This window comes from Arthrobacter sp. G119Y2 (genome assembly GCF_038069765.1).
Taxonomy (GTDB): Bacteria; Actinomycetota; Actinomycetes; order Actinomycetales; family Micrococcaceae; genus Arthrobacter_B.
This window is the reverse complement of the sequence record NZ_JBBPFS010000003.1, coordinates 167,907-188,906: the sequence shown is the minus strand read 5'-3', so window position 1 is coordinate 188,906 and position 21,000 is coordinate 167,907. Positions and strand designations below refer to the sequence as shown.

Here is a 21,000-nt window from a genome sequence, read left to right as displayed (position 1 = left end):
AAAGGACAGCCACTATGTCGCACGGACGCAGAAGAGCCGCGAAGCCAACTACAGCCTTCAGCATCGTTGGTACCGGTGTCAGTTACCTCGCTCTGTGCCTGGCTGCCATGGCTGCCTTGGCCCTGGTTATCGTGCCGATGCTTACCGGCTCCCAGACCTACAGTGTGCTCACCAGCTCGATGGCTCCCAAGTATGCTCCCGGTACCTTTCTCGTTGTAAAGCCCGTTCCCTTCGCGGAACTGGCCGTGGGCGACATCATCACCTACCAGATTGAGTCCGGCTCTCCCGCCGTTATCACCCACCGCATCACCTCGGTCGGCGCTGACCAGAGCGGCGAAACCGTCTTCACCACCAAGGGCGACAACAACAGCGTCGAAGACGAACTGCCGGTCCGCGAGATCCAGGTCAAGGGAAAGCTCTTCTACGCGGTCCCGTTTGTCGGCTTCATTGCCAACGGCCTGGGCAACTCCGACCGCGGTGCGATCGCCCAGTGGGGCGCCGTTGCACTGATGGGATACGGAGTGGTTACCCTGGTCCGCGGTGCCCTGGCCAAAAAGCGTAACGACGACGGGGCATCCCCTGAAGGCCCTGCCGGGCAGGGTTTCGGTACCGACGGCGACACGATCTTCCCCAGCTTCGGGTCACCGGCGGGGAGCGCCTTTGATCCACTGGACCACGACGATCCCATCCTGACGGACTGCGACGGCTGTGACCACGACCATTCCCGCGAGAACGTCTCAACCCACAGCCACCGCGTCGAGACCCGGAAGCACGCCACCGTCTCATGAACCGATCCCTAGCACCCACGGCGGGATGGAACCGGCGACTGATCGGCGCATCCGCCGTTGGTGCTGTTGCCGCAGCTGTTACCCTCGCCGGAGCACCAGCCGCTTTCGCATCCAACGGCTATCTGCAATTCAGCCTCGACGGCACCACGTTTGCACCGACGATAGCGGGTCCTGTCTTCAGGGATTCGCTCCAATACATTCCCGGCGCCGCAACCGGCACCACAGTCTGGATACGCAACAGCAGCGATGAACCGGCCCGGCTGTCCTCAGCCGCCGTAATGGTCCGGTCCGATCCTCAGTTGAACCGGCAGCTTGGCCTGACAGCCGGGCTGAAATCTGACCTGCCGGCTCGTTCTCCCCTGGGAGCACAGGGCAGCTGCACTGATGTGTCTGGTTTTTGGGACCTGAAGTCCGGCGAGGAACTTGAGTTGAGCCTGGTCGTGGACCTTTCCGCGGACGCGCCCAATGACACGATGAACCGGGCCGCGGAATTTGATGTTGTCTTTCTCCTGGAATCCGAAGACGCTGCTCCCCGTCCGGCATGTGACGCAGTGGCCGGTCCAAACCGGCCCATTGAACCCGGGGCAGTAACCGCCAACCCCGGTCCGGCCGAAACCGCCGCGGCGTCCTCACAGCTGGTGACGCTGTCCGGCATATCCGGTACACATCCGGTAGCAGGATCCAACAGCATTTTCCCGGCTGCACTTCCGGAGCGCCAGGCTGATGCGCGTTCCCCTCAGGCTGTGTCTCCTGTAGAGCAACAGGCCCCGGCTGCGATTGTTCCAGCGGGTTTCCAGAGCACCGTGGAACCGATCATCCGGTCGCTTTCCGGTACGCTCCTGATAGCAGTATCTGTACTCTTTGCGGCCGCAGTTGTATTTCGGGTAAGGGAAGGCCGGTATGAGTAAGAAGCAGCTGGGGGCTGCATCTGACAGCGAATCTGTCTCGGACGGTGGAGGCTGGTTCAGTCGTCTCCGTGCCCAGCCCGGCTTCCGCTCAGCGGCCATCGCGTTTGTGCTGACGGTGGTTCTCGGTCTCGGCGGGTCTGCTGCTTATGCCTACTGGAGCCTGAGAGTTGACGCGAACCTCATCGTGGCGACCGCACGTCCGGACCTCCCATCCGTAGCGGCGCCAATTTGCAACGACCGGTCCTTTTATACCCGTGTCAGCTGGACGGCACCGGCTGGAATGCCGGGCGATGCTGTCTACGTCCTCCGGATTTCAACGTCGAGAGACACAGTTGACTATGCGTTCCCAGCGCAGACCACTTACTTTGAGCCGGCCTCACTTCGAGTGAACGGCGAATCATTGAATTCTTGGATGGGACTGAGGACCGGTTCGGTTACAGTATCGACGGGGTTCCTGGCTCCCGGAGCATCCGCCCCCGGAGTTGTAGATGCGGGCACTCAGATTTTGTCCCCGTCCAAGGCCAGTCCCACCACCAGCCTGCGTTCCAACAGCAGCCTGATCTCCTGGTTTACCTGCTGACCGCAGTCAAGGGTTGCGAGTCCGGGTGCGTGTGATGCCTAGGCCCGCCCGCCGTCGTCGTCCTCGTAAACATCCGGAATCCCGTCCGCGTCCGCATCCCGGGTTTCCTCTTCCTCCACGGCGCGGTAGTGCCGGTTGCGGATCCGCAGCAGGATTGAGGCCAGCAGCGCGGCGATGACCGACGCCGCCAGGATGGCGACCTTCGCGTGGTCGTTGTGCTCGGTCCCCGGATCGAAGCTCAGGTCATTGACCAGCAGCGACACGGTGAAGCCGATGCCGGCCAGGACCCCGATCCCGAGCAGATCGATCCACTTCACGGTGACATCAAGCCGGGCACGGGTGGCGGCCGTGATAATCCAGGTGGTGGCCAGAATGCCCAGCGGCTTGCCGGCCACCAGCCCGGCCAGGATGCCGAGCGCCACCGGATCGGTCAGCGCCGAGCCCAGGCCGCTGATTCCGCCGATCGCAACGCCGGCGGAGAAGAACGCGAACACGGGCACCGCAAAGCCGGCGGAGATCGGCCGGAACCGGTGCTCGAAGATCTCCGCCAGGCCCGGTTTGCCCGGTTCCGGCTGCACGGGTTTGCCGTCGGGGCCGCGGCGCAGCACCGGAATGCAGAAGCCCAGCAGCACCCCGGCAACGGTGGCGTGCACTCCGGAGGCGTGCATCAGCGCCCAAACCGCCACCCCGACCGGCAGCAGGACCAGCCAGGCGGCCGCCGGATGGGTGGCGAAGATCCGCCGCTTGGACTGCGCCAGATACAGGAACAGGCCCAGCGGAACCAGCATGATGCCCAGATAGAGCAGATGCAGGTCTTCGGTGTAGAAGAACGCGATGATGGTGATGGCCAGCAGGTCATCCACCACGGCCAGGGTCAGCAGGAAGATCCGCAGCGCCGAGGGCAGGTGCGAGCTGATCACCGCCAGCACCGCCAGGGCAAACGCGATGTCGGTGGCGGTGGGAATCGCCCAGCCGCGCAGCCCGTCCGAGCCGGAGACCACATTGATCACGGCATAGATCACCGCCGGAACGACGACGCCGCCCGCCGCCGCGGCCACCGGCACAATTGCCTTGCTGAGCTGGCGCAGGTCCCCGGCGACAAACTCGCGTTTGAGCTCCAGTCCCACGAGGAAGAAGAAGACGGCGAGCAGGCCGTCAGCGGCCCACTCGCCGACACTGAGCTTCAGGTGCCAGGGTTCGTAGCCGAACTCGAAGTCGCGGATCGCGAAGTAGGAGCCCGACGCCGGGGAGTTGGCCCAGATCAGCGCCGCCACCGTGGCGACCAGCAGCAGGATCCCGCCGACCGTTTCCTTGCGCAGGATTGCTCCGATGCGCAGGACTTCCGGATAGCTGGCGCGGCCCAGAACGGTGCTGCCGGACGCTTTGGGCGGTACGTGCGCACCGCCGTCGGGCTGGTGCTGCTGATCCGGTGCCATGGGACTCCTCATGCAGAAAACGGGTTATCCGCATTCTGGCACCGCGGGGCGGGTTTTAGCCCGTGAGCCCCCGGAAACCGACAATGATGGCCACCAATCCAAAGATCATGGACGTGGTGACCTTCATCAGGTTCACGGTCAGGTACCGGGTGGGGGCGCCGTTCTCGTCGCGGGCCTTCGGGCTCTTGTAGGCCTCTATCAGGTACGGCGGCCAGACAATCAGGGACCAGAGGCCGCCGATGATCAGGATGACCGCAAGGGCGGTGGGAAGGACAATGCCGTTATCCACGGATCAGGCCTTGCGGCTTTCGATCCACTTGCCGGCCTGGCTGGCCTGGATGGTCAGGGCCTTGCCGATCATCGGCTCGGCCTGCTTGGCGATCTTGTCGCCCAGGAACGGGATGGAGGAGCTGACCTTGCCGTCCACGTCCACGCGGGTGCCTTCGGCCACGGCGACCAGGCGCTGCACGGCGTTGACCTTCAGCGGAACGCCGCCCACGGAGAGTTCGATGCTGGCCTCGCGGGAACCGTCGGCAGCCGGTGCGGCCCAGTTCTCCTTCTGCGTCACGGTCAGGGTGGCGCCGACAAACTTCTTGGCGATGTCCGGCAGCCGGTCGGTCGGCAGGGTGCGGACGGCGGTGAGGACAAACGCGCCGGCAGTGTTGCCGTCCACGGTCACCGAGACCAGGGAGCCGCCCACGTGCTCGCTGACGCTGCGCAGGAAGTCCTCGTTCGCGAACGTGTCCGTAACCGTGCGGACGTCGTGGGGCAGGGTGGTCGAGGCGTTCAGCGCCATGGGTCCTCCAGAGTAGGTATGCGGTCTTGCCGGCGGTCCGCGCGCAGGTGCGCACGGCTCTACCGGCCCAGAAACATCCTAATCTCCAGCGGTCCCCAGCTCCGAAACGCCGACGGCCTCGAGCTGCTGCAGAACGGGCGGCTGGGCTGGGCGGTTGCCTCCCGCCGTCGTCGTGCTGTCTCCCGCCGTCGACCGGTTACCGCTCCAGGCTGACGCAGGCCACGGCACGGTCGTCGTCGTCCGCCGTGTCCGGGCTCGCAGTCTCGTCGTCGTCGAGGGTGATCAACAGCGAACGTCCGATGCCGTCGTCGGGCAGGACCCACGGCACGGTGACGCTGGCGGTGGAGTTGCCGCCCTGATCCGTGGTGAAGTCCAGGCTCAGGTCATCCGACTCCTCGCTCCGGGTGTCTTCGTACTCCCGGCCGGCGTCCGCGGGGTCCGCGCCGCACAGGCTTTCATGCAGGGTGGCGGTGAACTCGGTGTTCGCCGCGAAGCCGCGCGCGATCATTTCCAGCGTGGTGTCCGCATCGGTTTCGGAGATGGTGATGGTGGTGTCCGCTTCATCGGGCACGGCCGAGGAGTCGTAGGAGCTGGCAATCGCGTTCTCGCACCACGGGCCGAAGGTGCCCTGGATGATGCCGCTGGCAATCGGGCTGGGGGTGGTGCTCCCGCAGCGGTCCGGGTTCTCCGTCACGCCCGGCACGCCCTGCGCCTCGCAGTTTTCCTGCTCCGCGCTGCCCGGCGACGCAGAGGCGCAGGCTGCCGACGTGTCCCGGCCGGAGGACTCCGGGCTGGCGGTTCCGCTCCGGTCCACCTCTTCGTTGTCGGCGGAGTACGAGCCGCCTCCGAATTCGTTGTCGTTGTTGCACCCGGTCAGGGCCAGGAGCGAGAGGACAAATGCTGTGGCCAGGAGAAGGGCTTTGCGTGCCATGGGCCAATCCTTACGTCGCGTGGAATCTGCTGCCGGGCCGATCGCCGTGCCTTTCCAGCGTGGCAGGGGCTCCGGCGAAAATCCATAAGCGGCCCGCGCATTAGGCCCTCCGGCCCGGTGAGCGGGGCTGAAACGCGGCAACCTAGCGGGCGGGACCGTCCACGTCACGCGTACGACGGCGGCCCGCCGGTTTTTTAGCCGACTGCGGACCGGCGCCCCCGCCTTCGCTTTTGACAGACGGATCCGTAACTTACCGTCTGCGGCACGGCGTCCCGGGAGGGGCCGGAACCCGGTGAACGCTGCTGCGCCGCCGGCACTGAAAATCACTCGCACCAATGAGGGGAAGCATGAAAACACGTATTCTCCGCGGAACTGCGCTCGCAGCCGCTGTTGTCCTCACCGCCGGAACCGCCGGGCCGGTGTTCGCCGAGTCCGGCGGAGTCCGCACCACGGTTCCGGATGGCACCGCCTCCACCACGGACAGCGGCGGTAAGGGGCGCCACCCGGGCAAGCCGGGTAAACCGGTCAAGCCCGTGAAGGACGAAAGCGCCAAGCTGCGTGCCGCCGTCACCCTCCACAACGTCTTTGACCATTTGGAAGGTCTGCAGGACGCCGCGGATGCCAACGGCGGCAACCGTGCGTCCGGGACGCCCGGTTATGAGGCGTCAGGGCAATACATCGAGGACCAGCTGCGCCGGGCCGGCTACAAGCCTGTGCGCCAGGACTTCTCCTACGACCAGTTTGTGGTGGCCAGCGAATCCCTGGAGCAGACCGCACCGACGCCCACGGTGTACACGGCCGGAACCGACTTCACCACCATGACGTACTCCGGCTCGGGGGATGTCACGGCCGCTGTTGCCCCGGTGGACCTCATCCTCAGCGGGGACCGGACGGTCAACACCTCGGGCTGCGAGGCTGAAGACTTCGCGGGTTTTGCCGCCGGCGACATTGCGCTGATCCAGCGCGGGACCTGCTCCTTTGAGATCAAGGCGCTCAACGCAGCAGCGGCAGGCGCATCCGGCGTCATCATCTTCAATATGGGCGATGCACCGGGGGCGGACCGCAGCGGGCTGCTCAACGGCACCCTGAGCGACGGGGTGGGCGAGGACGAGGTGTCAACCATTCCCGTTGTCGGCGCCACTACCGCTCTGGGGGAGGCGCTGGCCGGCAGTGAGGGATTGGAGCTGCGGCTCAACATTGACGCCGGAGTGCAGACCACCAACTCGTTCAACATTCTGGCCGACACGGCCCGCGGGAACGCGGACCGTACCGTCGTCGTCGGCGCGCATCTCGATTCCGTACCGGTGGGGTCGGGCATCAATGACAACGGCAGCGGCAGTGCGGCCGTCCTGGAAACCGCAATCCAGCTCGCCGAGACCACCAAGCGCCACCCGCTGCAGAACCGGGTCCGCTTTGCGTTCTGGGGCGGAGAGGAGGACGGGCTGCAGGGCTCCAACCACTACGTCTCGCAGCTCGATCAGGTCGGGCTGGACGGTACCTTGGCGAACCTGAACTTTGACATGTTGGGCTCGCCGAACCTGGTCCGTTTTGTGTACGACGGCGACGGCTCTGCGTTCCCGGACAGTACCGCTCCGCGGCCGGTGGGTTCGGACGAGATCGAGAGGATCTTCGAAGAATACTTTGCCGGACAGGAGCTGCCCTCGGCTCCCACCGAGTTCAGCGGACGCTCCGACTACTCGGCGTTCATCCTCAACGATATTCCGGCCGGCGGACTGTTCAGCGGTGCCGAAGACATCAAAACCGAGGAGGAAGCGGCACTGTTCGGCGGAACGGCGGGGGAAGCGTACGACCCCTGCTACCACCAGAAATGCGACGACCTCGGGAACATCAACCGCCGCGGACTGGACCAGATGTCCGACGCCGTGGCGCATGCCGTGCTGACCTTCGCCCGGACGGACGCGGATCTGCGCGGCGGCGGCGACGTTCGGTCGAAGCGGCTGGCACCGGCGGGCGTCGACCTGCAGTTCCGGGGCGACGAGGCGCTGAAGTAACCGTCGGGCGAAACGCGGGCAATGGGCGGGGGGGGGAACGTCGGCCTTGAGGCCGGAGGCGGAAGGCCGGGGGATTGGCCTTCCGCCTTCTGCTGTCTCCAGGCAGGGGGCCCTGTCCGTATCCCTGTCCGGCCCGAAGCCCTGCCCGCGTTGAGCAGCCCAGTCTTCCTGGCGCCAGCAGAAACCCGCAATGGCATAGAAACCCAAACCGGCAGCAGCAGCCACGTTGGTAACCCGCAGATCCGGCGCCACTCCGGCCGGGACCTCCGGGACCACCCCAGCCCCCGGTCAGCAGCAGCATCAGCCCGCAGCGGACGGGGCGTTTCCACCCCCGGCGCAGCGGGTAGTCTGGAAGAAAAGCCCCGGGGTTCCTAGTGAACTTCGGGTATTTGCGTTGCTTAGCCTCACCCACGTTGCAGCCGCACCCCGGCTGCACCGCCACAGCCAAGGAGAGCCCCTGCCCATGAGTCTGAACGGACTGCGCGCCGCACTGGCCGAAGACCCGTCCTACGCACGGGTGCGAACCCTCGCGTCGCGCACCCCCGACCGGCGCAGCGAAGACCTGCAGATCGGCGCCCCGCAGGGCATGCGGGCAGCGCTGCTGGCGGAAATGGTGGACGGGCTCGCGGCAGCGGCCGACGACGCCGGAACAGCCGGCGCCGACACCACACCGCCGGTGGTCCTTGCGATCACCGCGACGGGCCGCGAGGCCGAGGACCTGGCCGCAGCCCTGCGCTCCTACCTGCCGCTGGCCGGGATCGAGGAGTTTCCGTCCTGGGAGACCCTGCCGCATGAACGCCTCTCGCCGCGCTCGGACACCGTGGGTCGGCGCCTGTCGGTGCTGCGCCGGCTGGCCCATCCCGAGGGGCACCCGATCTCCGTGATCGTGGCCCCGGTCCGCGCCGTCGTGCAGCCGCTGGTGGCCGGGCTCGGAGACCTGCAGCCGGTCTCCCTGAAGGTGGGGGAGGAACGCCAGTTCGACGCCGTCGTCAAGCAGCTCTCCGAAGCCGCGTACGCGCGGGTGGACATGGTCTCGCACCGCGGCGAGTTTGCCGTGCGCGGCGGCATCCTGGACGTTTTTCCGCCCACCGAGGACCATCCGATCCGCATCGACTTCTTCGGCGACGAGGTGGACTCGATGCGCTGGTTCGCCGTCGCCGACCAGCGGACCCTGACCGGCCCGCACATCACGCATCCCACCGAGCTCTATGCACCGCCCTGCCGCGAAATCCTGATCACCCCCTCGGTGATGAGCCGCGCCGCGAAGCTGCAGAGCCAGATGCCCGCCGCCGCGGACATGCTCGAGAAGATCGCCGGCGGCATCGCCGTCGAAGGCATGGAGTCCCTGGCCCCGGTGCTGGTGGATGAAATGGTGCCGCTGATGGGCGAATTGCCCGCCGGATCGCTGTCCGTGGTGGTGGAGCCCGAGAAGGTCCGCGCCCGCGCGCACGACCTGGCCGCCACCAACGAGGAATTCCTCGCCGCCGCCTGGGCCACAGCGTCCGACGGCGGTGCGGCGCCGCTGGATCTGTCCGCCGGCATCAGCGCGGATCTGGAGGCTGCGAGCTTCCGGTCCCTGACGGACACCCGCTCCGCCGCCCTGGCAAACTCGGTGGGCTGGTGGTCCATCACCTCCTTCAATCCGGACGATGAGACCGTCCTGGACATCGACACCCTGACCATCAACGCCCGCGAACCCCGGGGATACCAGGGCGATGTTGCGGAAATGATGGAGTTCATCGGCTCCCGGGTGCGCGACGCGTGGCGCGTTGTGGTGGTCACCGAAGGCCCCGGCCCGGCCGCGCGCCTGGCCGAGCTGTTCAAGGACAATGACATTCCGGCGTCGCTCACCGACTCCGTGGACACCGAACCGGTGCCGGGCATCATCTCCATCACCACCGCCAGCGCCGGCCGCGGCTACGTCTTTGACGGACTCAAGACCGGGCTGCTGACCGAGGCTGACCTGCTGGGCCGGGCCAGCGCCTACTCCACCCGCGACATGCGCAAGATGCCCTCCAAGCGGCGCAACGCCGTCGACCCCCTGCAGCTGCACGAAGGCGACTTTGTGGTGCATGAGCAGCACGGCGTCGGCAGGTTTGTGGAGCTGATCCAGCGCGCGACCGGCGCCGGCGCCAGCAAAACCGTGCGCGAGTACATGGTGCTCGAATACGCCCCGGCCAAGCGCGGCGGCCCCGGCGACCGGCTGTTTGTGCCCACCGACCAGCTGGACCAGATCACCCGCTACGTCGGCGGGGAAACTCCGGTGCTGTCCAAGATGGGCGGCTCGGACTGGGCCAAGACCAAGTCCCGGGCCCGCAAGGCGGTCAAGGAGATCGCCGGTGAGCTGATCAGGCTGTACTCGGCGCGGATGGCGTCCAAGGGGCACGCCTTCGCGAAGGACACTCCGTGGCAGCGCGAGCTGGAGGAGGCGTTCCCGTATGTGGAAACCCCGGACCAGCTGACCACCATCAACGAGGTCAAGGCGGACATGGAGAAGGAAGTCCCGATGGACCGCCTGGTCTCCGGCGACGTCGGCTACGGCAAGACCGAAATTGCGGTGCGCGCCGCGTTCAAGGCCGTGCAGGACGGCAAGCAGGTGGCGGTGCTGGTGCCCACCACGCTGCTGGCCCAGCAGCACATGGAAACCTTCGGCGAACGCTTCTCCGGGTTCCCGGTCCGGGTGGAATCACTGTCCCGGTTCCAGACCTCCAAGCAGGCCAAGGAAACCATCGAGGGCGTGAAGAACGGCTCCGTGGACGTGGTCATCGGCACGCACCGGCTGCTTTCGCAGGAGGTCCAGTTCAAGGATCTGGGCCTGGTGATCGTCGATGAGGAGCAGCGGTTCGGCGTTGAGCACAAGGAAGCGCTGAAGAAGATGCGCACCAACGTGGACGTGCTGGCCATGAGTGCGACGCCGATTCCGCGCACCCTGGAAATGTCGCTGACCGGGATCCGGGAAACCTCCACGCTGGCCACCCCGCCGGAGGAGCGGCATCCCGTGCTCACCTACGTGGGCCCGTACACGGACCGGCAGGCCTCGGCCGCGATCCGCCGCGAACTGATGCGCGAAGGGCAGGTGTTCTTTGTGCACAACCGGGTTTCCTCGATTGACCGCACCGCCGCGCACCTGCAGGAGCTGGTCCCGGAGGCGCGCATCGCCGTCGCGCACGGGCAGATGAGCGAATCCAAGCTCGAGCAGATCATTGTGGACTTCTGGGAGAAGCGCTTTGACGTGCTGGTGTGCACCACGATCATCGAGACCGGGCTGGACATTTCCAACGCCAACACGCTGGTTGTGGACCGGGCGGACCACTTTGGCCTGTCCCAGCTGCACCAGCTGCGCGGGCGCGTGGGCCGCGGCCGGGAACGTGCCTACGCGTACTTCCTGTATCCGTCGGAGAAGCCGCTGGGCGAGGTGGCGTTGGAACGGCTCAAGGCCGTGGCCACGCACAACGAACTCGGCGCCGGCATGCAGCTGGCGATGAAGGACCTGGAGATCCGCGGTGCGGGCAACCTGCTCGGCGGGGAACAGTCCGGGCACATTGCCGGCGTCGGCTTTGACCTGTACATCCGGCTGGTCGGCGAGGCGGTGGCGGATTACCGCGGCGAGGCCGAGGAGAAGGCCGCCGAGATGAAGATCGAGCTGCCGGTCAACGCGCACCTGCCGCACGACTACGTGCCGGGGGAGCGGCTGCGGCTGGAGGCGTACCGCAAGCTGGCCTCCGCGGTCACCTACGAGGCGATCGACGAGGTGCTCGCGGAGCTGGTGGACCGCTACGGCGAGCCGCCGCAGGCCGTGAAGAACCTGATTGAGGTGGCCCGCTTCCGGGTCAACGCGCGCGAGGCCGGGCTCACCGACGTCGCGCTGCAGGGGAACTTCATCAAGTTCGCTCCCGCGGACCTGCCCGAATCGCGCACCATGCGCCTGCAGCGGATGTACCCCGGCGCGCAGGTGAAGCCGGCGCTGAACGCGGTGCTGGTGCCCAAGCCCAAAACCGCCCGGATTGGCGGGCGGGACCTGGTCGACGCCGAGATCCTGGCGTGGGCGCAGCAGGTTGTGGACGCGGTGTTCAAGGAATAGGGGATTGCCCCGCCGGGCGCCTGCTGGTTTAGCGGGCGCCCTGGGCGAGGCCGACGATGAGGACGGCCACGCACATCATTGCCGTGACGACCACGATTCCGTATCCGATGCGGCTGACGCGCTGCTGGCGGGCCCGGTCCTGGCGCCATTGCCGGCGCGTCATAGTGCTACTCATGAGTCGAATATAGAACGGGCCGGCACAGCGGTCTTAGCGTAATCGCTACGCGCCTTCTCCCCGGGGACTACTCGTTAAAGCACGCGTCCACGCAACCTGACGCGGTTGCGTGGACGAAAACCCTGCTGCGGTGCTGCTACTCGCTGGGTACGCGGCCCTCGGCCAGAACCTTGGCGGTGTCCGAGCGTCCCATCAGGAACGGAACAAAGTAGGCCAGGGTGGCCAGTGCCAGGCAGATGACCATCGGCCAGACGTTGTCCAGGGACAGCCAGGTCAGGGAGTAAAGCCCGACCAGGAAGATCGCCAGGAAGATGACAAAGGTGACGAGGTTGCTGACAAGGTGCCCTTCACCCGAGTGCGTGGGCTGCTTGGACCGTGTTCCTGCCATGGTGTTCTCCGTTTCAAAAAGTATTCAGTAGCCGGCGGATCAGTAGTCCGACGCGGCGTTCCCACCCTTAACAATAGCGATACCTGAGCTTGCACCGATACGCGTGGCTCCGGCGTCGATCATTGCTTGTGCGTCTTCGCGCGAGCGGACACCGCCCGAAGCCTTCACACCGAGGTCCGGGCCCACGGTCCGGCGCATCAGCGCGACGTCTTCCACGGTGGCGCCGCCACCGTTGAAACCGGTGGAGGTTTTGACGAAATCGGCGCCGGCTTCCACGGCGGCCTTGCAGGCGAGGACCTTCTGCTCGTCGGTGAGCAGGGAGGTTTCGATGATGACCTTCAGGATGCCGCCGCCGGTGTGGACTTCGTCGGCCACGGCTGCGATGTCGCGGACGAGGGCGTCGCGGTCTCCGCGGCGGGCAGCGGCGATGTCGATGACCATGTCGATTTCATCGGCGCCGTCCTGCAGGGCACCGCGGGCCTCCACGACCTTCACCTCGGTGGTGGTGGCTCCCAGCGGGAAGCCGATAACGGAGCAGGTGAGCACGCCGCTGTCCTTGAGGGCGTTGCGCACCGTGCCGACCCACAGCGGGTTCACGCAGACGGACTTGAAGCCGTATTCTGCGGCTTCGGCGCAGACTTTCAGGATGTCCTCGCGGCTGGCCTCGGGCTTAAGGAGCGTGTGGTCAATGTAGGACGCAATGGGTGTAGACATGCCCACTATCTTGCCACAGCGGGGGTTGCGGAGGGGCTGCCGGGCCTTAAAGGCGACAAGTACCCTTTGTGTTTTCAAATATGCCCGTGGGAATAGGTCGGATGGGATTGTTGGAGAATCCCACCCGACCACTTTGTGCGATCTAGCGCGGATTGGGCCAAACATTAACCAGCGGCTTCATGACCGGCGCGTTGTCGACCGCAGCTGCTGCCGGGGCGGCAACGCTGACTGCAGCCATGGACGCCGCAAGCAGCACCGTGATTCCGAATTTCTTCATGCCATACTCCTATGAATTGAATTACAACCGACAGCCAGAAGTATAGGGATAAAAACTCTCCCCGTATATCGTTCAAATTATTCTTGGTGGGGACCCGCCTCATCATTAGCCATGCTGGGCACCTAGTAGCAGGGTCATATTTGGGCATGGATGTTTCCAAAGGTAGTGTGAACCAGACCACTCTTGCGATGCGTGTTAGGAAGGGCCTCTCGCCTTGGACGACTCCCTTGATTACATGATCAACGAATACACGGCACGGCAGTTCTGGGAGCGCCGAGAGTACAAAGACGCCATGCGCCAAGCCTCCGCCGCAGCGGAGAAAGCATTGGGCAGGGGGGATAAATCCGCATATTGGCGCACTTCGGTCCTCATGGCGGAGTGTCAGCTTGAAATGGGGCTCATCCAGGATTTTGCTCTCAGTGCCAAGCAGCTGGCCGAAGACCCTTCAGTTCGCGAGGATCCGGCCATGGAGGCGAGGGCGAAGGCTCTGCACGCACGTGCATTACACGCCCTTGGTCTCGTTGGGGAAGCCGTTCGCGTCGCTCAGGAAGCGGCCGCGATTGAATTAGTGGATGAGAGCGATGACCGCAACCACTTCGATACCCATCATGCGCTGGTCGCTTCATTGGCTGAAAGCGGCGACTTGGAGGGAGCGTGGAAGGCAGCGCTTGCGATGGAAGGGCTTATTACGGCGACTACCCCACCGGAAGTCGCCGGGCAGGCATATTGGGCGATTGGAAACGTTGCTTTCTTGATGGAGGAGAGCGCGCTCGGGCTATATCACCACGAAATGGCAGCAGAGCGGCTTACTCCCAGCAACGATGTAAATCTTTGGGCGCTCTTCAACAAGGCATCTGCACATATGCGCATTCAAGCGGGTCTCGTGGACCCCTCTACCCTGGTCTGTATTGAACGGGCAGAGCTCGCGATTTCAGTCACAGGCGGGAGTCCCATCGATGAACTTGAGATTTCATTGGTGCGAGCTCACTGGCTGCTCCTGACGGACGAAGCTGCAGAGTCGGTTCTGCGAGTCAGGAATATCCTGAAGCAGCGCGACCTATTGCCTCCGCACACACTCGCGGAGACCGAGTACATTCTCGCGCTAGCCCTGTTTAAGCTCGGTGAGTATGACGAAGCCCTACAGGCTGCCAAGCATTGCGGAACGACTTTTACGGTCCTTGGAGCCGGTCGGAGGGCGCAGGAAGCTCACCAGCTCATTGACAATATTGAACGTATGATCGGATAATTTTTATGTTATGAGCGGCACATACGCGTTGGACGGCTTGAAGCGATAAAACATGCTGGGTAAAGCCTAAAGATGTTTGGATAATTCGGCACAAATAACGTGTTGTATGCGCGCTGTCACTGGGGGGAAGCATGACACAGCAGGGCTACACGGGTACGGACACGTCCAGTTCCAGAGAGCTAAAAATAGTGGGTTCGCCCGACACCGATGAGCTCCGGGAAGTAGTTCCAGTAACCGCGGCAGTCCACGTCTCCGTTGCCCCGGAAGGGCACATCCTTCTGGTCCTGCCGGCAGGGGCCGTTGTCAGCGGCTCGATGGCATCAGAAGCAGCCGAAAAGGTGGAAAAGCTGGCAGGAACCGGCAAGCTGCCGATGCTCCTGGTCCTGACCGGTGTTGAAGCCCTCACCCGAAGTGCACGTACGGTCTTCGGCAGTGCCGCTTCGCTGGAAGCGGTGGCTGTCCTCGGCGTCTCGCCCGTGGACCGTGTGATCGCCAACTTCCTGCTCGGCGGGAACACGCAGCCCTGCCCCACGCGCTACTTCTCCACGGAACCGGAAGCGCTGGAATGGCTGCAGAGAAAGTGCCCCGTTGCCTGACCAGGAACCGCCCGCGCGGCAGCCCCTTGCCGCGACCCCAGCAATGCCCGCAGTTCCCGAACCCCGCGACGACCGCCTGAGCCAGGTGGTCGAAGGCATCATCCGGATGGCGTCGGGAGACCTGAGCACCTACATTCCGACGTCGAAGGCCCGGGACCAGGTGGACGCCGTGATCACCGGCATCAACCTGCTCGCCGGGGAATTGAGCGAGGTCTACGCCGACTTCGAGGAACGGGTGGAAACCCGCACCCAGGAGCTGCGCGAAGCCCACGAACAGATGCAGCACATGGCCATGACGGATCCGCTCACCGGCGTCGGAAACCGGTCATCGCTTCGGGAATCGCTCGACGCCGCGGTGAGCGCCCGGAAGGACGGCGAGCCCGGACCGGCCGTGCTGATGATCGACCTGGACGGGTTCAAGGACATCAACGACAGCTTCGGCCACCACGCCGGTGACCTCGTCCTCATGGAAATTGCCATCCGGCTTGTTGCGGCGGCCGGCACCGAAAGCGACGTCGCGCGGCTGGGCGGCGACGAATTTGCGGTGCTGCTCCCCGCGTCAACGATGCAGCACGCGCGCACCGCCGCAGCCAGAATCATGGAAGCCCTGAAGCGCCGGATCAAACTCGATGACCTGGATGTCTGGCCGCGTGCCAGCGTCGGCATCCATCTGGCCGCGCCGAGGGAGGACGCCAACAGCATCCTGCTGCGCGCCGACACTGCGATGTATGCGGCGAAGGACGACGCCCAGCAGCGGATCAAGTTCTTTGAACCGGTCATGCTGTACAGCCGGCAGCTGCGCCGGGACATGGCAGGGGAGCTGCGCCACGCCGTCGAGCGCGGTGAACTGCAGCTGGCTTATCAGCCGGTCGTGGAGCTGGAAACGGGCCGGCTGCAGGGCGTGGAGGCGCTGGTGCGCTGGAATCATCCCGTCCGGGGGCTGATCATGCCGGACTCGTTCATTCCGCTGGCCGAAGAAACCGGGCTCATTGTCGGCATCGGCCGCTGGGTGCTCCGGGCGGCTCTTGAACAGCTGGTTGGCTGGCGGGATCTGGTGCCCGCGGGGGGGAACTTCCAGATGCGCGTGAACCTGGCGGCGTCCGAACTGCAGAGCATGGACCTGGTGGACTACGTGCGCCGGGCGCTGCGCGAAACCGGCCTGCCGGCGTCGTCGCTGGTCCTGGAAATCACCGAGAGTGCGTTCATCACCGGGGGAGAGGTGGAAACCTACTCGCTCAAGTCCCTGCAGGCGCTGGGGGTCGGGCTGGCCATCGACGATTTCGGCACCGGCTATTCCTCCATCAGCTACCTGCGCCGGCTGCCCGTCGACACGGTCAAGGTGGACCGGTCGCTGATTGCGGAGATCGACGACGACGACGGCCAGCTGCGGTTTGTGGACGCCGTGCACAACCTGATCCGGGCCGCCGGCATGGAAGCGGTGTTTGAGGGCATTGAAACCGCAGCCCAGGCCCGGCAGCTGCACAAGATGGGCTGCTGCAGCGGCCAGGGCTACTACTTCAGCCGGCCGCTGCCGCCCGCTCAGCTGACCGGGCTCCTGCGGGAGGGAAGCACCCTCCCGCAGGCCGCCGTCAGGCTAACGGGGTAGCGCCTACAGCCCCAGGGCTGCGTTTACGTCGGCGAGCACCGCATCAAGCTGTGCCCGGCCGGCTTTGCGGGCGGCGGGAAGATCGGCCGCGGACTCGACCGGAACAATGACCTCCAGGTAGCACTTGAGCTTGGGCTCGGTGCCGGAGGGGCGGATGATCACGCGGGTGTTGTCCCGGGTGACGTACTTCAGGCCGTCGGTGGGCGGCAGCTCGGCGCTGCCCAGGGACAGATCCACCGCGCTTTCCACCGGGGATCCGGCGAAGGACACCGGGGGCTCCACGCGCAGCTGCGCCATCATGGTGCCCAGCAGGCCCAGGTCGGAAACCCGGACGGAGAGCTGGTCCGTCAGATGCAGGCCGTGCTGCACCGCCAGGTCGTCGAGCTCGTCGAAGAGGGTCCGCCCGCCGGCCTTCAGCGCGGCAGCCATCTCGGCCACGAGCAGGCCCGCGGAAATGCCGTCCTTGTCCCGGACCAGCCCCGGCGCCACGCAGTAGCCCAGCGCTTCCTCGTATCCGTAGGTCAGGTGCGGCACGCGGGAGATCCACTTGAAGCCGGTGAGCGTCTCCACATGGGCAAAGCCGGCGGCCTCGGCAACACGGGCCAGCAGCCGGGAGGACACGATGGAGTTGGCGAACACGACGCCGGTGCGCGTCTTTTCGCCCCGGACCTTCCAGTGCCCGGAGGCAATCCGGCGGGTCAGGTGCCGGCCCAGCAGGGCACCGACTTCGTCCCCGCGCAGCATCCGCCACTGTCCGTCGGCGGGGTTCTTCGCGGCCACGGCCACGCGGTCCGCGTCGGGGTCATTGGCGATGACGAGATCGGCGTCGTGCTCGACGGCGGTCTCCAGCGCCAGGTCCAACGCACCGGGCTCCTCGGGGTTCGGGAAGGCGACGGTGGGGAAGTCCGGGTCCGGATCGGCCTGTGCAGCCACGGGAATGACCTTGCGGAAGCCGGCATCCTTCAACACCGACTTCATAGTGTCCCCGCCAACCCCGTGCAGGGAGGTCAGGACGATCTTCAGCTCCCGCTCCGGATAGCGGTCGCGGGCGACCAGCCGGTCCACGGCGCTGATGTAGTCGGCGACGATGGACTCGGACACATCGGTCCAGCCCTCCGGCGCGGTCTCAATGCTGGCCAGCGGCACCGCGTAGTTGATGCGGGAGGCAATTTCGGCGTCGTACGGAGCAACGATCTGCGCGCCCTTGCCCGGGCCCTTGACCGTGTGGCCGCCGAGGTACACCTTGTAGCCGTTGTCCGCGGCCGGATTGTGGCTGGCGGTGACCATGACGCCCGCATCGGTGTCCAGGGCACGGACCGCGTAGGCGAGCACCGGCGTCGGGAGCGTGCAGGGGAGCAGGAAGGTCTCAATGCCCGCGGCGCTGAACACGGCGGCGGTTTCCAGCGCGAAGGCGCGGGAGTTGTGCCGTGCGTCGTAGCCGATCACGGCGCTGGGGGTGTACCTGTCCCCGGAGGTGTCCTGCAGGAAGGAGGCGATGCCGGCGGCGGTGCGGCGCACCACCACGCGGTTCATGCGGCGCGGGCCGGCGCCGAGGGCGGCCCGCAGGCCGGCCGTGCCGAACTCCAGGGTGCCGGTGAACCGGTCCTCGAGCTCTTCGGCGGCAGCCGCGGCCGCGGATTCTTCGCCCTTCAGAGCAGTAATCAGCGATCGCAGTTCGGCCGCAGTGGCCGGATCGGGATCTTCGTCGGCCCAGGTCTGGGCAGCGGTCACGAGCTCATCAAGCTCAGTGGGATTCAACGTCATGGGGTGTACCTACGGATCGGGGACGAGGGGAGCGGCAGCTTGCTAGAGCTTGCCGATGATGTCAGCGAGCAGGCGGGAAATCCGCGGTCCTGCTGCAGCGCCGGATTCCAGGACCTCGGCGTGGCTGAGCGGCTCGGGGCTGATGCCCGCGGCGAGGTTGGTGACCAGCGAAATGCCGAAGACCTCCATGCCGGCGTGCCGGGCGGCGATGGCCTCCAGTGCGGTGGACATGCCCACCAGATCTGCTCCGATGGTCTTGGCGTAGCGGACTTCGGCCGGAGTCTCGTAATGCGGGCCGGTGAACTGGGCGTACACGCCTTCGTCCAGGGTCGGATCCACGGTGCGGGCGAGATCGCGCAGGCGGGAGGAGTACAGATCGGTCAGGTCCACGAAGGTGGCGCCTTCAAGCGGGGACGTGGCCGTCAGGTTGAGGTGGTCGCTGATCAGCACCGGGGTGCCGGGCTTCCAGTCCGGGTTCAGCCCGCCGCAGCCGTTGGTCAGGACCATGACCTTGGCGCCGGCAGCTGCGGCGGTGCGCACGCCGTGCACGACGGCGCGTACGCCCTTGCCTTCGTAGTAGTGGGTGCGGGCGCCCAGGACCAGGGCGCGCTTGCCCGACGGCGTCAGTACGGAGCGGATGGTGCCCACGTGGCCCTGCACGGCCGGAGCGGAGAAGCCCGGAATCTCGCTAGCATTCAGGGTGGCTGTGGTCTCGCCGATCAGGTCGGCGGCCTCACCCCAGCCGCTGCCGAGGACGAGGGCGATGTCGTGGTTAGGCACGCCGGTTTTCTCGGCAATGTACTTGGCGGCCTGCTGGGCTAGTTCAAAGGGATCGTTGCTCACTGATCAAACCTACCGCGAGATCGCCGGCTCTGCAGGAGCACCCCGGCTCCCGGCGCCCGCATCCCTTTGGTCCCGGGTTTGTCCCGGCGTTTGAGCGCCGGGCGGGGATGGGACAGAATGGACAACTGTGACGACCCAACTTGATTTTACTGCCCGAAAAATTGCTATCCTCGGCGGCGGCCCCGGCGGATACGAAGCCGCGATGGTGGCGGCCTCCCTTGGCGCCGATGTCACCGTAGTGGAGCGCGACGGGCTGGGCGGATCAGCCGTGCTGACCGACGTCGTTCCCTCCAAGACCCTGATCGCCACCGCGGACGTGATGACGCGCTTCGCTTCCGCCTCTTCGCTGGGCGTTGATTTCCGCGACAACGGCCAGCCCGCGGTCGCCGATTTGAAGATGGTCAACAACCGCCTCCTGGCCCTGGCCAAGGAGCAGTCCAACGACATCCGCCGCACGCTGGAGCGGGTGGGCGTGAAGGTCAAGATCGGCGAGGGCCGGCTGCTGGATAACAAGACCATTGAGGTTGTCACGGAAAACGGCACCGAAACCGTCGAAGCCGAGGCGCTGCTGATTTCGGTGGGAGCCCGGCCGCGCGAGCTCGAAACGTCGATGCCCGACGGCGAACGGATCTTCACCTGGAAGCAGATTTACAACCTGACCGAGGTTCCCGAGCACCTGATCGTTATCGGATCCGGTGTCACCGGCGCCGAATTCGCCTCCGCCTACAACGGCCTGGGCACCAAGGTCACGCTGATCTCCAGCCGCGACCGCGTGCTCCCCGGCGAGGATGCGGATGCCGCCGTCGTGCTGGAGGACGTGTTCCAGGCCCGCGGCATGACCGTGCTGAACCGCTCCCGCGCCGAAACCGTGAAGAACACCGGCGACGGCGTGGTGGTCACGCTCGAAGACGGCCGCGTGGTGGAGGGCAGCCACTGCCTGGTGGCCGTGGGCGCGATTCCCAACACCGCCGGCATCGGGCTGGAAGAGGCCGGCGTGGCGCTGGACGAGCGCGGGCAGATCAAGGTCGACGGCGTTTCCCGCACCACCGCCTCCAACGTGTACGCCGCCGGCGACTGCACCGGGGTGTTCAACCTGGCCTCGGTCGCCGCAATGCAGGGCCGGATCGCCATTGCGCACCTGATGGGCGACGGCGTGAAGCCGCTGAAGCTGAAGAACGTCGCCTCGAACATCTTCACCTCGCCCGAGATCGCCTCCGTGGGCGTGTCCGAGCAGGACATCGCCGACGGACGCTACCAGGGCGACGTCATCAAGCTCTCGCTGCACACGAACGCACGCGCCAAGATGATGGAGGTCAAGGAGGGCTTCGTGAAGATCATTTCGCGCAAGGGCTCCGGCACCGTGATCGGCGGCGTTGTGGTGGGGCCGCGTGCGTCGGAGCTGATCTTCCCGATCGCCATCGCCGTGACGCAGAAGCTGCACGTTGACGACCTGGCCAACACCTTCACGGTGTACCCGTCGCTGACCGGGTCCATTTCCGAAGCTGCCCGCCGCCTGCACGTGCACATGTAGGTTTCTCGAAGTTATCCGGCCCGCATCCGGGCGGAACGGCCGCGTCAGGCCGCGTTCCGTTCGGGTGCGGGCTTTTTTGTGCCCTTTTCGGACGGCTGTGCGCGGCTGTGCCCGTCTGCGTGCGTCGAGAGTACAGATAACGGGGTTATTCGGGCCTCCGGTCCATCCGCTGCGCGTCGAGAGTACAGATAACGGGGCTATTCCGGCCTCCGGTCCATCCGCTGCGCGTCGAGAGTACACATAACGGGGCTATTCCGGGGTGGGAAGCCCCTTATCTGTACTACGGACGAACGGGACCGGACGAATGGAACCCGGGAGAACGAACGGG

General features: G+C 65.8%; 18 protein-coding genes. 8 read left to right on the top strand and 10 right to left on the bottom strand.

Annotated features, from left to right (window positions below; genetic code table 11):
• The first annotated feature begins 14 nt into the window (after positions 1-14).
• Positions 15-788, top strand: coding sequence for a signal peptidase I (locus WKB88_RS07465; RefSeq protein ID WP_341393909.1), 774 nt, complete (start codon positions 15-17; stop codon positions 786-788).
• Entirely contained in the window at positions 785-1,696 is a 912-nt protein-coding gene (locus WKB88_RS07460; protein ID WP_341393908.1) for a hypothetical protein, read from the top strand. Before WKB88_RS07465 ends, WKB88_RS07460 begins: the two co-directional genes overlap by 4 nt.
• A 618-nt stretch (positions 1,697-2,314) precedes the next feature.
• Here WKB88_RS07460 and nhaA read toward each other — a convergent pair.
• The 4 genes from nhaA to WKB88_RS07440 form a co-directional block, all read right to left on the bottom strand.
• Positions 2,315-3,712 (bottom strand): Na+/H+ antiporter NhaA, encoded by a 1,398-nt coding sequence (gene nhaA, locus WKB88_RS07455; RefSeq protein ID WP_341393907.1) that lies wholly within the window; start codon positions 3,710-3,712, stop codon positions 2,315-2,317.
• A 55-nt stretch (positions 3,713-3,767) separates the two neighbouring features.
• Positions 3,768-4,001 (bottom strand): SCO4848 family membrane protein, encoded by a 234-nt coding sequence (locus WKB88_RS07450; RefSeq protein ID WP_341393906.1) that lies wholly within the window; start codon positions 3,999-4,001, stop codon positions 3,768-3,770.
• Between the two features lie 3 nt (positions 4,002-4,004).
• Positions 4,005-4,508, bottom strand: a complete 504-nt coding sequence (locus WKB88_RS07445) for a DUF2505 domain-containing protein (protein WP_341393905.1) — start codon at positions 4,506-4,508, stop codon at positions 4,005-4,007.
• Positions 4,509-4,704: 196 nt separating this feature from the next.
• Positions 4,705-5,439: a hypothetical protein gene (locus WKB88_RS07440; protein ID WP_341393904.1), complete on the bottom strand. Its 735-nt coding sequence runs from the start codon at positions 5,437-5,439 to the stop codon at positions 4,705-4,707.
• A 347-nt stretch (positions 5,440-5,786) separates the two neighbouring features.
• On the opposite strand from WKB88_RS07440, the gene WKB88_RS07435 reads away from it, so the two are divergent.
• Together WKB88_RS07435 and mfd are read left to right on the top strand one after the other, a co-directional pair.
• Positions 5,787-7,451, top strand: a complete 1,665-nt coding sequence (locus WKB88_RS07435; protein WP_341393903.1) for a M28 family peptidase — start codon at positions 5,787-5,789, stop codon at positions 7,449-7,451.
• A gap of 463 nt (positions 7,452-7,914) precedes the next feature.
• Positions 7,915-11,532 (top strand): transcription-repair coupling factor, encoded by a 3,618-nt coding sequence (mfd, locus tag WKB88_RS07430; protein WP_341393902.1) that lies wholly within the window; start codon positions 7,915-7,917, stop codon positions 11,530-11,532.
• 28 nt (positions 11,533-11,560) lie between these two features.
• On the opposite strand, the gene WKB88_RS07425 is transcribed toward mfd, so the two are convergent.
• The 4 genes from WKB88_RS07425 to WKB88_RS07410 all read right to left on the bottom strand — a co-directional run bounded on the left by WKB88_RS07425 (position 11,561) and on the right by WKB88_RS07410 (position 13,086).
• Entirely contained in the window at positions 11,561-11,707 is a 147-nt protein-coding gene (locus WKB88_RS07425) for a hypothetical protein (protein ID WP_341393901.1), read from the bottom strand.
• A 136-nt stretch (positions 11,708-11,843) separates the two neighbouring features.
• Complete coding sequence (locus WKB88_RS07420) at positions 11,844-12,095, bottom strand: hypothetical protein (RefSeq protein WP_341393900.1); 252 nt, start codon at positions 12,093-12,095, stop codon at positions 11,844-11,846.
• Positions 12,096-12,134: 39 nt separating this feature from the next.
• Complete coding sequence (deoC, locus tag WKB88_RS07415) at positions 12,135-12,809, bottom strand: deoxyribose-phosphate aldolase (RefSeq protein ID WP_341393899.1); 675 nt, start codon at positions 12,807-12,809, stop codon at positions 12,135-12,137.
• Between the two features lie 142 nt (positions 12,810-12,951).
• A complete protein-coding gene (locus WKB88_RS07410; RefSeq protein WP_341393898.1) occupies positions 12,952-13,086 on the bottom strand; it encodes a hypothetical protein in 135 nt (44 codons plus the stop codon).
• 235 nt (positions 13,087-13,321) lie between these two features.
• Here WKB88_RS07410 and WKB88_RS07405 point away from each other — a divergent pair, with 235 nt between their 5' ends.
• The 3 genes from WKB88_RS07405 (at position 13,322) to WKB88_RS07395 (ending at position 16,534) form a co-directional block, all read left to right on the top strand.
• Entirely contained in the window at positions 13,322-14,332 is a 1,011-nt protein-coding gene (locus WKB88_RS07405) for a hypothetical protein (protein WP_341393897.1), read from the top strand.
• 131 nt (positions 14,333-14,463) lie between these two features.
• Positions 14,464-14,928, top strand: a complete 465-nt coding sequence (locus WKB88_RS07400; RefSeq protein WP_341393896.1) for a SpoIIAA family protein — start codon at positions 14,464-14,466, stop codon at positions 14,926-14,928.
• A gap of 43 nt (positions 14,929-14,971) precedes the next feature.
• On the top strand, positions 14,972-16,534 hold the full coding sequence (locus tag WKB88_RS07395) for a putative bifunctional diguanylate cyclase/phosphodiesterase (RefSeq protein WP_341393895.1): 1,563 nt from the start codon (positions 14,972-14,974) through the stop codon (positions 16,532-16,534).
• Positions 16,535-16,537: 3 nt separating this feature from the next.
• Here WKB88_RS07395 and WKB88_RS07390 read toward each other — a convergent pair whose 3' ends face one another.
• Both WKB88_RS07390 and WKB88_RS07385 read right to left on the bottom strand, forming a co-directional pair.
• On the bottom strand, positions 16,538-18,298 hold the full coding sequence (locus tag WKB88_RS07390; protein ID WP_341393894.1) for a phospho-sugar mutase: 1,761 nt from the start codon (positions 18,296-18,298) through the stop codon (positions 16,538-16,540).
• A 42-nt stretch (positions 18,299-18,340) separates the two neighbouring features.
• Positions 18,341-19,141, bottom strand: coding sequence for a purine-nucleoside phosphorylase (locus WKB88_RS07385; protein ID WP_341393893.1), 801 nt, complete (start codon positions 19,139-19,141; stop codon positions 18,341-18,343).
• A gap of 127 nt (positions 19,142-19,268) precedes the next feature.
• On the opposite strand from WKB88_RS07385, the gene WKB88_RS07380 reads away from it, so the two are divergent.
• Positions 19,269-20,672 carry an NAD(P)H-quinone dehydrogenase gene (locus WKB88_RS07380; protein ID WP_341393892.1) on the top strand — a complete coding sequence of 468 codons (1,404 nt, stop codon included), beginning with the start codon at positions 19,269-19,271 and terminating at the stop codon, positions 20,670-20,672.
• Positions 20,673-21,000: the final 328 nt, after the last annotated feature.

Bases quoted from the DNA above. Each gene is read 5' to 3' on its own strand.
- WKB88_RS07435 (WP_341393903.1), top strand. From the start codon at position 5,787: ATGAAAACACGTATTCTCCGCGGAACTGCGCTCGCAGCCGCTGTTGTC.
- WKB88_RS07390 (WP_341393894.1), bottom strand. From the start codon at position 18,298: ATGACGTTGAATCCCACTGAGCTTGATGAGCTCGTGACCGCTGCCCAG.
- WKB88_RS07460 (WP_341393908.1), top strand. From the start codon at position 785: ATGAACCGATCCCTAGCACCCACGGCGGGATGGAACCGGCGACTGATC.
- nhaA (WP_341393907.1), bottom strand. From the start codon at position 3,712: ATGGCACCGGATCAGCAGCACCAGCCCGACGGCGGTGCGCACGTACCG.
- WKB88_RS07400 (WP_341393896.1), top strand. From the start codon at position 14,464: ATGACACAGCAGGGCTACACGGGTACGGACACGTCCAGTTCCAGAGAG.
- WKB88_RS07405 (WP_341393897.1), top strand. From the start codon at position 13,322: ATGATCAACGAATACACGGCACGGCAGTTCTGGGAGCGCCGAGAGTAC.
- WKB88_RS07410 (WP_341393898.1), bottom strand. From the start codon at position 13,086: ATGAAGAAATTCGGAATCACGGTGCTGCTTGCGGCGTCCATGGCTGCA.
- WKB88_RS07395 (WP_341393895.1), top strand. From the start codon at position 14,972: ATGCCCGCAGTTCCCGAACCCCGCGACGACCGCCTGAGCCAGGTGGTC.
- WKB88_RS07440 (WP_341393904.1), bottom strand. From the start codon at position 5,439: ATGGCACGCAAAGCCCTTCTCCTGGCCACAGCATTTGTCCTCTCGCTC.
- deoC (WP_341393899.1), bottom strand. From the start codon at position 12,809: ATGTCTACACCCATTGCGTCCTACATTGACCACACGCTCCTTAAGCCC.
- mfd (WP_341393902.1), top strand. From the start codon at position 7,915: ATGAGTCTGAACGGACTGCGCGCCGCACTGGCCGAAGACCCGTCCTAC.
- WKB88_RS07420 (WP_341393900.1), bottom strand. From the start codon at position 12,095: ATGGCAGGAACACGGTCCAAGCAGCCCACGCACTCGGGTGAAGGGCAC.
- WKB88_RS07445 (WP_341393905.1), bottom strand. From the start codon at position 4,508: ATGGCGCTGAACGCCTCGACCACCCTGCCCCACGACGTCCGCACGGTT.
- WKB88_RS07465 (WP_341393909.1), top strand. From the start codon at position 15: ATGTCGCACGGACGCAGAAGAGCCGCGAAGCCAACTACAGCCTTCAGC.
- WKB88_RS07425 (WP_341393901.1), bottom strand. From the start codon at position 11,707: ATGAGTAGCACTATGACGCGCCGGCAATGGCGCCAGGACCGGGCCCGC.